This window comes from Gemmobacter caeruleus (assembly GCF_008271655.1).
Taxonomy (GTDB): Bacteria; Pseudomonadota; Alphaproteobacteria; order Rhodobacterales; family Rhodobacteraceae; genus Gemmobacter; species Gemmobacter caeruleus.
On record NZ_VKKX01000011.1, the window covers coordinates 700,401 to 714,294 of the forward strand.

Consider the following 13,894-nt stretch of genomic DNA (forward strand, 5'->3'; position numbering starts at 1 on the left):
CCTAATCCTCCACCACCTGCACGGCGCCGGGGGCAAAGCGCACCCCCATGGCGCCGCCGCGCGTCAGGTCGGTTTCGCCCGAGGGGTTGCTTTGCAGCCGCGCGACCAGGGCGGTGCCATCGCGCAATTGCAGATGCACATGCGTATCGGTGCCGAGATAGACCCAGTCGGTCACGGTGGCGGGCAGGGCGCCCGGCTCGTCCGGCGGGGTCAGGCGCAACTGTTCGGGGCGCACGGTCAGGGTGACGGGGCCGTGACGGGGGCCAGGCGTGGCCAGTTCGATCACCTCACCGCCAGACAGACGCGCGCCTTCGGGGCCGAGTGTGGCGGGCAGGAAATTCGTCTCGCCGATGAAGCTTGCGACAAAGCGGTTCACCGGTCGGGTATAGATCTCGCGCGGGGATCCGATCTGCTGGATCTTGCCCGCGCTCATCACCCCGATCCGGTCCGACATGGTCAGCGCCTCTTCCTGGTCATGGGTGACAAAGACAAAGGTGATGCCGGTCTCGTGCTGAAGGCGCTTCAGCTCCACCTGCATTTCCTGCCGCAGCTTGAGGTCAAGCGCCGAAAGCGGCTCGTCCAGCAGCAGGACTTGCGGGCGTGCCGCCAGCGCGCGGGCCAGCGCCACGCGCTGTTGCTGGCCGCCCGACATCTGGGTGATCCGGCGATCCGCGAGATGGCCGAGGCGCACCAGTTCCAGCATCTCGCGCGCGGTCTGCGCCACTTCGGCCCGGGGGCGGCCCTGCATCTTCAGCGCAAAGCCCACGTTTTCGGCCACGGTCAGATGCGGAAACAGGGCGTAGCTTTGGAATACGGTATTCACCGGGCGCTTGTTGGGCGGCAGATGGGTGATGTCCGTGCCATGCAGCAGGATCTGTCCCGAGGTCGGTGTCTCGAACCCGGCGATCAGCCGCAGCAGCGTGGTCTTGCCGCAGCCAGATGGGCCAAGCAGGGTAAAGAACTCGCCCTTGCGGATCTCCACCGACACATCGTCCAGCGCCCGCACCGCAACCCCGCCCTGACCAAAGGCCTTGATGGTATTGCGGGCTTCAATGGCAATCTCGTTCACGCGCGTCCCATCCCCTGTGCCGTTCCTTTTCTCGTCGGAACTTTTGATCATGTTTTCGCCTGCCGGCGCGTCTGGCAAGTCATTTCGCGCGAATGCCCGGCTGTGCCGTGATCCAGGCACCGGATTTCTCCAGTTCCGCACAAAGCGCGATCAGCGTCTCATCCGCGCCAAAGGGGGCGGCGAGGTGGATGCCCAGCGGCAGCCCCCCGGCCGAAAGCCCCATCGGCACCGAGGCCGCCGGCTGGCCGCTGGCGTTGAACACCGCGCAGAACGGGGAATAGGCAAAGATGCCGTCGGGGCCGGTGCGATAGCCGACATAATCCTCGGTCGCATGGGCAAAGCGCCCGATCCGGGCGGGCGGTTCGGCCAGGGTCGCGGACAGGATGATGTCGCAATCGGCAAAGGCCGCCGCCATCTGCCGGCCAAAGGCGTGAATTTCGCCCACGGCCTCCAGATAGCGGGTCGGGTGCAGGGTTTCGGCATGGGCCAGCGCGCCGCGCACGACACCCTCGACCAGATCGGGGGTCAGGGGGCGGCCCTTCAGCGCCTTGCGGATGCCAAGCGCGGTGCCGATGCCGACGATATCGGTCCAGGCCGTCATCATGCGCGCGACATCGGCGCGCGGCAGGCCGGGGGTGACGATATGGCCCAGCCGCTCCAGCCAGGCGGCGGCGTCCAGCACGGCGGCGCGCATTTCGGGGTGGATCGGCTGGCCGGTAAAGGTGCCCTCGACCAGCAGGATGCGCAGGCGGGGAGGCGGGCGGCTGATCGCGTCCATATGGCTGCGCTGCAAGGCGGGCGCGTGATAGGGCGCGCCGGCATCCGGCCCGGCGCAGGCATCCAGCATCGCGGCGGTATCGCGTACCGAGCGGGTCAGGAAGCCGTCGATCGCCATGCCGGCCCAGCCCTCGCCGACATAGGGGCCGTCGGGCAGGCGCGCGCGGGTGGGCTTGAAGCCGAACAGCCCGCAGCACGCGGCCGGAATGCGCACCGACCCGCCCCCGTCCGAGCCATGGGCAAAGGGCACGATCCCTGCCGCCACCGCCGCGCCGGCGCCGCCCGACGATCCGCCGGGCGTGTGATCGGGGTTCCAGGGGTTGCGGGTGGGGCCGCCATAGACCGCCGCCTCGGTCGCAGCACCAATGCCGCCTTCGGGGCTGGTGGTGCGGCCCCAGGTCACCACGCCGGTCGCGCGGATCCGGTCAAAGATCGCGCTGTCGCGGTCATAGCGGGTCTGTGCCAGCAGGCGCGAGCCGTTATGCGACGGGAAATCCACCGCCTCGCAGCCCAGATCCTTCAGCAGGAACGGCACACCGGTAAAGGGGCCGCGCGGCAGGCCGGCGGCGATGGCGCGGCGGGCCACGCCTTCTTGCGGCAGGACCACGGCATTGAGCGTCGGGTTCAGCGCCGCGCAGGCCTCAAGGGCTGCGTCCAGCAATTCGTCCGGGCTGACGGCACGGCGGGCCACCAGCGCGGCGAGGTCGGTCGCATCACGGGCCCCGAAACGCTCCAGCATGATTCCCGTGCCTTCCTGTTGTGCTATTTGATCATATGTTGGCGGCGCAAGGCGGTTGCGGCAATGCCTTGGGCGACAGGCTGGCGTCGGTTTTGCCTCAGCCTTGGCTAGGTTGGGCAAAAGTCAATTCATTATACCTGATGGTTGACTCAGGGGCGGGGCGCGTTCATTATACCAAAAGGATGAATGAGGAGAGCCATGGACGCCATCTTTCACGCCCTGGGTGACGCGACCCGCCGCGCCATGCTGCGCGATCTGGCGCAGGGGCCGCGCACGGTGGGCGAGCTGGCGGCGCCGCATCCGATGACGCTGGCCGCCGCCTCGAAACATATCAGGGTGCTGGAGGCGGCGGGCCTCTTGCGGCGCGAGGTGCAGTGGCGCCGGCACCTGTGCCATCTGGAGCCGGCGCCGCTGCGGCAGGCACAGGCGGAACTGGCCTTTTACGAACATTTCTGGACCACGCGGCTGGATACGCTGGAGCAGATCCTGCGCGGCGCCGATCCTGCATCAGAGGGGGAATAGACCATGGATGACACGGAAATCCGCGACGACACCGCCCGGCTGCACGGGGGCGACACGCTGGTCATCAGCCGCTGGCTACCCGGTCCGGCCGAACGGATCTGGCGTTACCTGACCGATGCGGATCTGCGCCGGCTCTGGCTGGCCGATGGCGTGATGGTGCCACGGGCGGGCGCGCCGCTGGAACTGATATGGCGCAATGACGGCTTGTCTTCCCCCGGCGACCCGCGCCCCGAAGGCTTTGCCGAGGAACAGCGGATGACCAGCCGGGTGATCGCCTTCGATCCGCCGCATCGGTTGGTGATCGCTTGGGGCGCGACGGGCGAGGTGGCCTTTGACCTGCTGCCCCGGGGCGACCGGGTGCTGCTGCGCATCACCCATTCCGGCCTGGGCGATCCGGCCCCGCGCAGCATGATCGCGGCGGGCTGGCACAGCCATCTGGACATCCTGCGCGCCCGGCTGGACGGGGGCGCCGCGCCCTCGTTCTGGGGGCATTGGGCGGCGCTGCGGGCCGAATACGACCGGCAGTTCAGCGGCTGATCGCCACCTCTTGCGTCAGCGTGCCGGCGGTGTCGAAGATCAGGATGCGGTTGTCTTGGGTGACGACCGCCACCCAGCCCTGACCGCGCGTCACCGCCTGCGGCACCGCCCCGGCGGGCAGGGCCAGATTTTCGGGGAAGGGTTGCGCCACGCCCAGCGGCAGGCGCGTGACAAGCAGGCCCACGATGGTTATGACGCCCAGGATCAGGGTGAGGGTCAGCGCCGTCACCAGCCATTTCAGCCAACGCAGGCTGGGCGGCAGTTCCAGCTTTTCCGAGGTATCGTCCATGACCCGGCCCCTTGAAGATGACGATGACGACGCCCCGCAGGGGCGCTTGCGCGTGGTGATCGGCGAAGACCCGCCCGACCGTCTGGATAAGGCACTCGTGCGGGAGGTGCCAGAGAAAGCGTCGCTGTCGCGTTCGCGCCTGATGAAGATGATCGCCGCCGGCGAGGTCACGCGCGATGGCGTGCCGGTGACCGATCCCAAGACCCGCGTGGCCGAGGGCGAGGTGTTCGACCTGGTCGTGGGCCATGCCGCCGAGGTGGAGACCCAGCCCGAGAACATCCCGCTGGAGGTGGTGTGGGAGGATGCCGATCTGATCGTGGTGAACAAGCCCGTCGGCATGGTGGTGCATCCCGCGCCGGGGTCTTGGTCGGGCACTCTGGTCAACGCGCTGCTGTTTCACTGTGGCGACACGCTTTCCGGTGTCGGGGGCGAGCGGCGGCCCGGCATCGTGCATCGCATCGACAAGGATACTTCGGGCCTGCTGGTCGTGGCGAAAAGCGACCGCGCCCATCACGGGCTGGCCGCGCAGTTTGAACGCCACAGCGTGAACCGGCATTATCTGGCGCTGGTGCAGGGTGTGCCTTCAGCCGCCGATCCGCGCCTGCGCGGCACGCGCGGCGTCAGTTTCGAATCCGGTGGCATTCTCAAGATCGCCACCCATCTGGCGCGTCACAAGACCGACCGCCAGCGGCAGGCCGTGGTCTGGAACGAAGGCCGCCATGCCGTGACCCGCGTGCGCGTGCTGGAAAGCTATGGCACGCCCGAGGCGGCCAGTCTGGTGGAATGCTGGCTGGAAACCGGGCGCACCCATCAGATCCGGGTGCATATGGCCCATGCGGGCCATGGGCTGATCGGGGATCAGACCTATGGCGGCAAGCGCCGGGTGGCGGCGAAATCGGTGGGGCCTGCGGCGGCTGATGCGGCGAATGCCTTTCCCCGCCAGGCGCTGCACGCCGCGACGCTGGGCTTCACCCATCCGGTGACCGGCGAGGAGTTGCAATTCGAGGCCCCGCTGCCTCCTGACATGCAGGCGCTGGCCGATCTGTTGCGCCTGGGGGCCGAGGCGTCGGCGGGGTAAGGCCCCGGCAGGGCGGGGCGGGGCATGTTGACTTCCGCTGTGCGGCGTCCTGCCCGATGGTGCCGGGGTGCTTGTGCTTTTGGTGCCGTTGCCGCCCCAGGGGGCGGCCCTTGGTGCAGGTGGCTACGCAGGTTTTCGGCTAATGGTCTGGCCGAAACCGCCCTCGCCGGCGCCGCGCCTGCGGAGACGGCTAGAATCCCCTGGCGCCTCGCGGAGGGCGGCCGATTGCTCCCGGTGCGGCAGTGGGGGGGCACGCCCAACCAAAAGGGGTTTCCCTTGGTTGTCCGGCCCTGCGGCGTGGAAGACCCGTGCCATTCCCCGCCCGCATGGCGCAAACAAAGCCGGAACGTGCGGCGGTGCAGGCGGGGTTTTACCGCCTTGCGGCAGGCTGGGGCGGTTGACGACCGGAGCCTGCCCAATGACCCCCATCCGCATCACCAATTGCCACACCCACACCTTTACCGAGGCTCATATCCCCAGCCGATACCCGCATTGGGGGCTGATGCCCTTCAAGCGCGCGCCGGTGCTGGTGCGCGGGCTGGCGGGCCTTGCCCGGCTGCTGGGGCATGAAGGCGCCGCCGACGGGCTGCGCCGGCTGCACCGCTTTCAGGCCGAGGCGCGGGCGCCGGGGCAGGCCGCCATTCTGGAACGGCTGATCGCGCAATATCCGCGCGGCACGCGCTTTGTGGTGCTGCCCATGCAGATGGCGGGCATGGGGCAGGGGGCCTGCCGCGCCACGCTGGCGGCCCAGCATGACGAACTGGCCGATCTGGCCCGCGCCTGCCCCGGCATCGTCATTCCCTTTGCCGCCTGCGACCCTCGCCTGCCCGGCGCCGCCGAGGAGGTGCGCCGCTGCATCGAGGATCTGGGCTTTCGCGGGCTGAAGCTCTACCCCCGCCTCGGCTATGCGCCCGATCATCCGCTGCTGATGCGCGAGGTCTATCCGCTGCTGGATGCGCGGGGGCTGGCGGTGGTGTCACATTGTTCGCGCGGCGGCGTGACCGGCAATGTGACCCGGGCCGAGGCCGATGCCCTCAGCCATCCGCGCGCCTTTGCGCCGGTCTTGCGGGCCTTTCCGCATATGCAGGTCAATCTGGCGCATATGGGCGGGCAGACCGATTGGGAAAGCTATATCGCCGAGGGGATCGACCCCTATGACCCGCAGGCGCAAGCCGACAATTTCCTGATCGCGCTGCGCGAGATGATCGAAAGCGGCGATTTCCCGAATCTCTGGACGGATGTGTCCTATACCCTGTTCCAGTCCGAGGCCTTCCTGCCCTTCCTGCGGCTTTTCCTCGATCATCCGGCGCTCCGGGCGCGCACCCTGTTCGGGTCGGATTTCTACATGACGCGGCAAGAGGCGCTGTCGGAACGCGCGGTGGCGGTGCGGCTGCGCGCGGGTCTGGGCGAGGCGCTGTTTCGCCAGATCGCAGAGACCAACCCCGAACAATGGCTGGGCGAGGCGCGGGTGGCGCAGGCCGGTTGCCCGGCCCGCGCGGCGGTGGCCTGACGGGCGCAAGCGCCCGCGATTCAGGGGCGGATTCAGGCCGCGATGGTCAGGAAACGGCCTTCGTCGGCGATGAAGGTCTTTTCGGCCAGATCGCCCTCATGCGAGCCGAAGGGCATCTGCGCACGCAGCTTCCAGCTGGCCGGCACGTTGAACGCCTTGGCGGCGGGTTCGTCGGCGATCGGGCTGTAATGCTGAAGCGAGGCACCCAGACCGGCATCGGCCAGCGCATTCCACACCGCGATCTGCGCCATGCCCGCCGAATGTTCCGAGAAGGTCGGGAAGGCATCGGCATAAAGCGGGAAATTCTCTTGCAGGCCCTTCACGGTGTCCTGGTCCTCATAGAACAGCACGGTGCCAAGGCCGGCGGCAAAGGCGCGCATCTTGGCTTCGGTCGGGGCAAAGGCCTCGGCCGGGACGATGGCGCGCAGGGCGTCTTCGGTCAGTTGCCAGAACTGTTCCGAGGCGGCGCCGAACAGGATCACGGCACGCGAGGATTGCGAATTGAACGACGACGGCGCGAGGCGGATCGCCTCCTTGATCAGCGCGTCGATCTGGTCATTCGACAGGTCGGAGTTGCGGCCAAGCGCATATTGGGTGCGACGGTTCTTCAGGCTGGTGATGGTGGCATTGGTCATGGGAGGAGGCCCTTTTCTGGCGGTTCCCCCTGAAAATGCTGCTGTGCGGCATCAGGTTCAAGCCTTGAAACCTGTGCATTTCCGCAGGTTTGGCGTTCACCTGTGCAGGGCGGAATATCAGTCCGCCGCCGCCTCCAGACGTTCTTGCGCCTCCAGCCACAGGGCCTCGGCCTTGGCTTCGGCCTGTTCCAGTTCGGCGAATTTGGCGGTCCATTGCGCCAGATCGGCCTTGCGCGCCTCGTCATAGAGCGCGGGGTCGGCCAGCTTGTCTTGCAGCTTCACCCGCATCTCGGAGAGTTTCGCCAGACGCTCCTCGCATTTGCGCACCTCGCTGCGCAGGGAAAGCACCTCGTCCCGGCTGGATTTGCGGGGCTTTTCAACGGGTTTCGGGGCGTCCTTCACAGGCTCGTCCCCGGCCAGAAGCTCGGCCCGATAGGCCTCCAGATCCTTGTCATAGGGCGTCACCGCGCCGCCCTTGACCAGCCAGAGCCGGTCTGCGACCAGCGACAGCAGGTGCATGTCATGGCTGACCAGGATCACCGCGCCGGAATATTCGGTCAGCGCCTCCACCAGGGCCTCGCGGCTTTCGATATCGAGGTGGTTGGTCGGTTCGTCCAGGATCAGCAGATGCGGCGCGTCGATTGTGGCCAGCAAGAGCGACAGTCGGGCCTTCTGCCCGCCCGAGAGCCGCCCCACCACCGTCTCGGCCTGTTCGGCCATCAGCCCGAACCCGGCCAGCCGCGCGCGCAGCCGCGCCTGATGTTCCTCGGGGCGCAGGCGCTGCACATGTTGCAGCGGGGTTTCGTCGATGTGGAGTTCCTCGACCTGATGCTGGGCGAAAAAGCCGATGCGCAGCTTGGAATGGCGGTGCAGATCGCCGCCCATGACCGAAAGCTTGCCCGCCAGCAGCTTGGACAGCGTCGATTTCCCCTCGCCGTTGCGGCCCAGAAGCGCGATCCGGTCATCCTGGTCGATCCGCAGCGACAGCCGCCGCAGGATCGCGCGGTCGCCATAGCCCACGCTCGCGCCTTCGAGGTTGATGATGGGGGGCGGCAGGGCCTCGGGCTCGGGGAAGGTGAAGACCATCTTGCGCGCTTCTTCGGGCGCGGTGATCGGGGTCAGCTTTTCCAGCATCTTGACGCGCGATTGCGCCTGCGCGGCCTTGGTCGCCTTGGCCTTGAAACGATCGACGAAACTTTGCAGATGGGCCCGCCGGGCCTCGACCTTTTTCGCCTCGGCAGCCTGCACGGCGCGGCGCTCGGCCATCTGGCGGGCGAACTGGTCATAGCCGCCCTGCCAATAGGTCAGCTTGCGATTGTCGAGATGCAGGATCCCCTGCACGGCGCGGTTCAACAGGCCGCGGTCATGGCTGATGATGATGACGGTATGGGGATATTTCTGAAGATAGCTTTCCAGCCAGAGCGCGCCTTCCAGATCGAGATAGTTGGTCGGTTCGTCCAGCAGAAGGTAATCGGGCTGCGCGAACAGAACCCCCGCCAGCGCGACGCGCATCCGCCACCCGCCCGAGAAATCGGAACAGGGGCGCAGCTGCGCCTCGGCGTCGAAGCCAAGGCCGCGCAGGATCGCGCTGGCGCGGCCCTCGGCGCTCCAGGCGTCGATATCGGCGAGGCGGGTCTGAATCTCGGCAATGCGATGCGGGTCGGTCGCGGTCTCGGCCTCGGTCATCAGCGCGCTGCGTTCGGTATCGGCGGCCAGCACCGTGTCGATCAGCGAGGTGGCCGACGAGGGCACCTCTTGCGCCACGCCGCCGATGCGGGCGCGGGCGGGGATCGCGATCTCGCCGCCCTCCAGCGCCAGTTCCCCCCGGATCAACCGGAAAAGCGTGGTCTTGCCCGCGCCGTTGCGCCCGACAAGCCCCACCTTGTGCCCGGTGGGGATGGTGGCCGTGGCCCCCTCGAACAGGGGGCGGCCTTCGATGGAATAGGTGAGGTCGTTGATGCGCAGCATGATGCCCCGACTTGCCCGCCTTTCGCCGGGGCGTCAACCGCAGAGAGGCGCCGGCGCCGCACTGGACAGCGGCGCCCGCAGGGCCGATATAGGGATCATGTCCCTGCCGCCCGGATTCCTTGACGAGCTTCGCAACCGCGTCACGCTCTCCAGCGTGGTGGGGCGCAAGGTCGTCTGGGATATGCGCAAGTCGAACCAGGCCAAGGGCGACTGGTGGGCGCCATGCCCGTTTCACCAGGAAAAATCGGCCTCTTTCCATGTCGATGACCGCAAGGGGTTTTATTACTGCTTTGGCTGCCACGCCAAGGGCGACGCGCTTGGCTTTGTGAAGGAGAGCGAGAACCTGTCCTTCATGGAGGCGGTGGAGCTTTTGGCGCGCGAGGCCGGCATGCAGATGCCCGCCCGCGACCCGGCGGCGGCGCAAAAGGCCGACCGCCGCAGCCAGTTGGCCGAGGTGATGGAGGAGGCGGTCAAGTTCTACCGCCTGCAATATCGCGCGGGCGCCGGCCAGATGGCGCGCGACTATGTGGGGGGCAAGCGCCGGCTGTCGGCGCCGGCGCAGGATCGCTGGGAAATCGGCTGGGCGCCCGACAGCCGCAACGCGCTGCTGACCGCGCTCAAGGGCAAGGGTGTGCCGGCCGACCTGATGGTCGCCTCGGGCCTGATCGCCAAGGGCGAGGATGGCAGCCTGTATGACCGCTTTCGCGCCCGGGTGATCTTTCCGATCCGCGATGCGCGGGGGCGGGCGATCAGTCTGGGGGGGCGGTCGCTCGACCCCAATGCGCGGGCGAAATACCTGAACGGCCCGGAGACGGAGCTGTTCGACAAGGGGCGCAACCTGTTCAACCATGGCCCCGCGCGCGAGGCGGCGGGCAAGGGCCGGCCGCTGATCGTGGGCGAGGGCTATATGGATGTCATCGCCATGGTGGAGGCGGGCTTTCCCGCCGCCGTGGCGCCGCTGGGCACCGCCATCACCGAAGACCAGTTGCGCCTGATGTGGCGCATCAGCCCCGAGCCCGTCATCACGCTGGATGGCGACACCGCCGGCCAGCGCGCGGCGCTGCGGGTGATCGACCTTGCGCTGCCCATGCTGGAGGCGGGGCAGGGCCTGCGCTTTGCCGTGCTGCCGCAGGGCATGGACCCGGACGACCTGCTCAAGGAACGCGGCGCCCCCGCGCTGCAAGAGGTGCTGGATCAGGCGCTGCCGATGGTGACGCTGCTCTGGCGGCGCGAGACCGAGGGCCAGGTCTTTGACAGCCCCGAACGCAAGGCCGCGCTGGACAAGCGGCTGCGCGCGGCGCTGCAAAAGATCGCCGATCCCTCGATCCGCAGCCATTACGGCGAGGATATCAAGGAATTGCGCTGGTCGCTGTTCCGGCAGGGCCGTCGCCCGGCGCGCGACCCCGCCCGCCCGCTGGGGGCGCCGGGCGGCTTTCGCCCCGGCCCGCGTGGCGCCGGTCGTCCCATGGTGGTGGAGCCGCTGGCCACCACCCGCGCCTCGCTGCTGGCCTCGGCCCCCGATGATGCGGCGATGCTGCATCTGCGTATTTCGGTCGTGCTGGCCACGCTCTGCACCCAGTCGCAACTGATCGACCGGCACGAGGCGCAGGTGGAACGCATGGTGCTGCGCGACGATCTGCACCGGCATTTGCGGCAGGTGATTCTGACCCATGCCCATGACGCCGATCCGGGCAGCCGCGCCGCCCGGCTGATCCGTGCCGCCGGGCCCGATCTTGAAACGCTGCTTGCCCATCCCCAAATCCGTATCCAGCCGCATATCCGCCGCCCCGACGACACCGATTGCGCCGAGAAATGCCTGGAGATGGAGCTGGCCAAGCTCGAGGCGCATTGGAGTGCCGAGGCCGAGATGCGCGAGGCCGAGGAAGATATCGAAGGTCTGGCCGATGAGGGGCTGACCTGGCGGGTCAGCCAGGCCCGCAAGGCCGCGCTGGATGCCGAAAAAGGCCCCGAAACCGCCCGCGCCGAAGGCGTGGTGGCGGCCAATGGCGTGGAACTGGACCGCGAAGAACTGGATCATGCCCAGAAAATCTGGGCCAGCATTGATTTCACCCGGGGCGGAAAGGCCCGAAAATGACCCCCGATGTTGCGCTCGCCGCGAAACTGGCGCACGCACCCCCCTTGCCCTTCCGTGATTCGCAGGGTTGATTCGTAACCCGATACGGCTGATTCGGCCCCACGACGCGCCTTCAGGAGATCCCATGGTCAAAGACACCGACGACGGCAAACCCGAGGATCAGGAAGCCGATGTCTCGCTCGACATGAGTCAGGCCGCGGTCAAACGGATGATCGCCGACGCGCGCGAGCGTGGCTATATCACCTATGACCAGCTGAACGCCGCCCTGCCGCCCGAACATGCCTCGTCCGAACAGATCGAGGATGTGATGGCGATGCTGTCCGAAATGGGCATCAACGTCGTCGAGAACGAAGAGGCCGAGGAAGGCGAGACCGGCGGCGAGCTGGTTGAGGCCACCTCCGGGTCGCGCGAAGTGGCGATTGCCGGCGCGCAAACCGAAACGCTCGACCGCACCGATGACCCGGTGCGCATGTATCTGCGCGAGATGGGCAGTGTCGAACTGCTGTCGCGCGAAGGCGAGATCGCGATCGCCAAGCGCATCGAGGCCGGGCGCAACACCATGATCGCGGGCCTGTGCGAAAGCCCGCTGACCTTTCAGGCCATCACCATCTGGCGCGAGGAACTTCTGAACGAAGAGATCCTCTTGCGCGACGTGATCGACCTTGAGGCGACCTTTGGCCGGTCGCTGGATGGCGATGACGAGATGGGCGGGCTGGAAGAGGTGGACATGTCCGCCAACAACGCAGCCGCGCCGCGCCGCGCCAGCTCGGCAGAACCGGAGCTGGATGCCGACGGCAACCCGATCAGCCGCAGCGAGGACGAGGACGAGGATGACGACGCCTCGAACATGTCGCTGGCCGCGATGGAAAACGCGCTGCGCCCCAAGGTGCTGGAGATGCTGGAACGCATCGCCCATGACTATGAGACGCTCTCCGACATGCAGGATCGCCGGATGAGCGCGACCATGTCGGGCAAGGCCGCGCGTTTCACCGCCGATGAAGAAGCGACCTATCAGACGCTGCGGTCCGAAGTGGTGCAGCTGGTCAACGAACTGCATCTGAACAACAACCGGATCGAGGCGCTGATCGACCAGCTTTACGGCATCAACAAGCGCATCATGTCGATCAATTCCGGCATGGTGAAGCTGGCCGATGCCGCCCGCATCAACCGCCGCGAATTCATCGACGAATATCAGGGCTATGAGCTGGACCCGACCTGGATCGACCGCATGGCCGAAAAGGCGGGCCGGGGCTGGCAGACGCTGGTCGAGAAAAGCCGCGACAAGCTGGAAGACCTGCGCAACGACATGCAGCAGATCGGCCAATATGTCGGCGTCGATATCTCGGAATTCCGCCGCATCGTGAACCAGGTGCAAAAGGGCGAGAAAGAGGCGCGTCAGGCCAAGAAGGAAATGGTCGAGGCCAACCTGCGCCTCGTGATCTCCATCGCCAAGAAATACACCAACCGCGGGCTGCAATTCCTTGATCTCATTCAGGAAGGCAATATCGGCCTGATGAAGGCGGTCGATAAGTTCGAATACCGCCGCGGCTACAAGTTCTCCACCTACGCGACCTGGTGGATCCGTCAGGCCATCACCCGCTCGATCGCCGATCAGGCGCGTACGATCCGTATCCCGGTCCACATGATCGAGACGATCAACAAGCTGGTGCGGACCGGGCGCCAGATGCTGCACGAGATCGGCCGCGAACCCACGCCCGAGGAACTGGCCGAAAAGCTGCAAATGCCGTTGGAAAAGGTTCGCAAGGTGATGAAGATCGCCAAGGAACCGATCAGCCTCGAGACCCCGATCGGCGACGAGGAAGACAGCCAGCTGGGCGATTTCATCCAGGATACCAACGCGATCCTGCCGCTGGATTCGGCCATTCAGGAAAACCTGAAGGAAACCACGACCCGCGTGCTGGCCAGCCTCACCCCGCGCGAGGAGCGCGTGCTGCGCATGCGCTTCGGCATCGGCATGAACACCGATCATACGCTGGAGGAAGTGGGCCAGCAGTTCAGCGTGACCCGCGAACGCATCCGCCAGATCGAGGCCAAGGCGCTGCGCAAGCTGAAACACCCCTCGCGTTCGCGCAAGCTGCGCAGCTTTCTCGACCAGTGACGGGGCGCCGCGCCGCCTTGCACCCGACATGACGGACAGAACGCCCCCCTTTGCGGGGGCGTTTTGCTGCGCGCGCCCGCCGGATTCTGCCGATGGGCCACGCTGGCACTGGACGCCGGGCCGGGCATGGGTCATATGGGGGCAAACACCTTTCGGAGGTCCGTGATGTATTTCCTCAAGCGTCTCGTCACCTGGTGGAACAGCCAGACGCTGGGCACCCAGATCTTTACCGCGCGCAAGGGCGTGAAGGTGGGCGAGGACGATCAGGGCAATGTCTATTACCAGACCCGCGATGGCAAGCGCCGCTGGGTGATCTTCAACGGCGAGGCCGAGGCCAGCCGCGTGTCGCCCGACTGGCATGGCTGGCTGCATTTCACCTGGGACCAGCCGCCGACCCAGGCGCCGCTGCCGCACAAGGCCTGGGAACGCCCGCATCAGGAAAACCTGACCGGCACCCTGTCGGCCTATGCCCCCGCCGGCTCGATCCGCAAGGGCGCCCCGGTCGCCCGCCAGGATTACGAGGCCTGGCAGCCCGAATGACCCCGCAAGAGAGGGC

At 67.1% G+C, this 13,894-nt stretch carries 12 protein-coding genes; 7 read left to right on the forward strand and 5 right to left on the reverse strand.

All coding sequences use genetic code 11. The features are described from left to right. Position 1: 1 nt before the first annotated feature. Together FOA17_RS06100 and FOA17_RS06105 are read right to left on the reverse strand one after the other, a co-directional pair. Complete coding sequence (locus tag FOA17_RS06100) at positions 2-1,120, reverse strand: ABC transporter ATP-binding protein (RefSeq protein ID WP_149140558.1); 1,119 nt, start codon at positions 1,118-1,120, stop codon at positions 2-4. 28 nt (positions 1,121-1,148) lie between these two features. Next, a complete protein-coding gene (locus FOA17_RS06105; RefSeq protein WP_149140559.1) occupies positions 1,149-2,585 on the reverse strand; it encodes an amidase in 1,437 nt (478 codons plus the stop codon). A gap of 198 nt (positions 2,586-2,783) precedes the next feature. Between FOA17_RS06105 and FOA17_RS06110 the strand changes: the two genes are divergently transcribed. Further along, entirely contained in the window at positions 2,784-3,107 is a 324-nt protein-coding gene (locus FOA17_RS06110) for an ArsR/SmtB family transcription factor (RefSeq protein ID WP_238991729.1), read from the forward strand. 3 nt (positions 3,108-3,110) lie between these two features. After that, the gene (locus FOA17_RS06115; RefSeq protein ID WP_149140561.1) at positions 3,111-3,644 is read left to right on the forward strand and encodes an SRPBCC family protein; all 534 of its coding nucleotides are present in this window, start codon (positions 3,111-3,113) and stop codon (positions 3,642-3,644) included. Here the strand turns inward: FOA17_RS06115 and FOA17_RS06120 are convergent. After that, positions 3,634-3,933 (reverse strand): DUF6476 family protein, encoded by a 300-nt coding sequence (locus FOA17_RS06120; RefSeq protein WP_149140562.1) that lies wholly within the window; start codon positions 3,931-3,933, stop codon positions 3,634-3,636. The two genes, FOA17_RS06115 and FOA17_RS06120, sit on opposite strands and share 11 nt — an antisense overlap. On the opposite strand from FOA17_RS06120, the gene FOA17_RS06125 reads away from it, so the two are divergent. After that, the gene (locus FOA17_RS06125; RefSeq protein ID WP_149140563.1) at positions 3,932-5,011 is read left to right on the forward strand and encodes an RluA family pseudouridine synthase; all 1,080 of its coding nucleotides are present in this window, start codon (positions 3,932-3,934) and stop codon (positions 5,009-5,011) included. The two genes, FOA17_RS06120 and FOA17_RS06125, sit on opposite strands and share 2 nt — an antisense overlap. Positions 5,012-5,429: 418 nt before the next feature. Beyond that, positions 5,430-6,521: an amidohydrolase family protein gene (locus FOA17_RS06130; RefSeq protein ID WP_162528176.1), complete on the forward strand. Its 1,092-nt coding sequence runs from the start codon at positions 5,430-5,432 to the stop codon at positions 6,519-6,521. A 32-nt stretch (positions 6,522-6,553) separates the two neighbouring features. On the opposite strand, the gene FOA17_RS06135 is transcribed toward FOA17_RS06130, so the two are convergent. Then, the gene (locus FOA17_RS06135; protein WP_149140565.1) at positions 6,554-7,156 is read right to left on the reverse strand and encodes a nitroreductase family protein; all 603 of its coding nucleotides are present in this window, start codon (positions 7,154-7,156) and stop codon (positions 6,554-6,556) included. A gap of 117 nt (positions 7,157-7,273) precedes the next feature. Further along, complete coding sequence (locus FOA17_RS06140; RefSeq protein WP_149140566.1) at positions 7,274-9,124, reverse strand: ABC-F family ATP-binding cassette domain-containing protein; 1,851 nt, start codon at positions 9,122-9,124, stop codon at positions 7,274-7,276. 97 nt (positions 9,125-9,221) lie between these two features. On the opposite strand from FOA17_RS06140, the gene dnaG reads away from it, so the two are divergent. The 3 genes from dnaG (at position 9,222) to FOA17_RS06155 (ending at position 13,878) form a co-directional block, all read left to right on the forward strand. Then, positions 9,222-11,219 (forward strand): DNA primase, encoded by a 1,998-nt coding sequence (dnaG, locus tag FOA17_RS06145; RefSeq protein ID WP_149140567.1) that lies wholly within the window; start codon positions 9,222-9,224, stop codon positions 11,217-11,219. Positions 11,220-11,343: 124 nt separating this feature from the next. Continuing rightward, positions 11,344-13,338, forward strand: coding sequence for an RNA polymerase sigma factor RpoD (gene rpoD / locus FOA17_RS06150; protein ID WP_149140568.1), 1,995 nt, complete (start codon positions 11,344-11,346; stop codon positions 13,336-13,338). A gap of 165 nt (positions 13,339-13,503) precedes the next feature. Then, positions 13,504-13,878: an NADH:ubiquinone oxidoreductase subunit NDUFA12 gene (locus FOA17_RS06155; protein ID WP_149140569.1), complete on the forward strand. Its 375-nt coding sequence runs from the start codon at positions 13,504-13,506 to the stop codon at positions 13,876-13,878. Positions 13,879-13,894 lie beyond the last annotated feature (16 nt).

Bases quoted from the DNA above. Each gene is read 5' to 3' on its own strand.
- FOA17_RS06140 (WP_149140566.1), bottom strand. From the start codon at position 9,124: ATGCTGCGCATCAACGACCTCACCTATTCCATCGAAGGCCGCCCCCTG.
- FOA17_RS06125 (WP_149140563.1), top strand. From the start codon at position 3,932: ATGACCCGGCCCCTTGAAGATGACGATGACGACGCCCCGCAGGGGCGC.
- FOA17_RS06100 (WP_149140558.1), bottom strand. From the start codon at position 1,120: ATGATCAAAAGTTCCGACGAGAAAAGGAACGGCACAGGGGATGGGACG.
- FOA17_RS06110 (WP_238991729.1), top strand. From the start codon at position 2,784: ATGGACGCCATCTTTCACGCCCTGGGTGACGCGACCCGCCGCGCCATG.
- FOA17_RS06105 (WP_149140559.1), bottom strand. From the start codon at position 2,585: ATGCTGGAGCGTTTCGGGGCCCGTGATGCGACCGACCTCGCCGCGCTG.
- FOA17_RS06155 (WP_149140569.1), top strand. From the start codon at position 13,504: ATGTATTTCCTCAAGCGTCTCGTCACCTGGTGGAACAGCCAGACGCTG.
- dnaG (WP_149140567.1), top strand. From the start codon at position 9,222: ATGTCCCTGCCGCCCGGATTCCTTGACGAGCTTCGCAACCGCGTCACG.
- FOA17_RS06130 (WP_162528176.1), top strand. From the start codon at position 5,430: ATGACCCCCATCCGCATCACCAATTGCCACACCCACACCTTTACCGAG.
- FOA17_RS06135 (WP_149140565.1), bottom strand. From the start codon at position 7,156: ATGACCAATGCCACCATCACCAGCCTGAAGAACCGTCGCACCCAATAT.
- FOA17_RS06115 (WP_149140561.1), top strand. From the start codon at position 3,111: ATGGATGACACGGAAATCCGCGACGACACCGCCCGGCTGCACGGGGGC.
- FOA17_RS06120 (WP_149140562.1), bottom strand. From the start codon at position 3,933: ATGGACGATACCTCGGAAAAGCTGGAACTGCCGCCCAGCCTGCGTTGG.
- rpoD (WP_149140568.1), top strand. From the start codon at position 11,344: ATGGTCAAAGACACCGACGACGGCAAACCCGAGGATCAGGAAGCCGAT.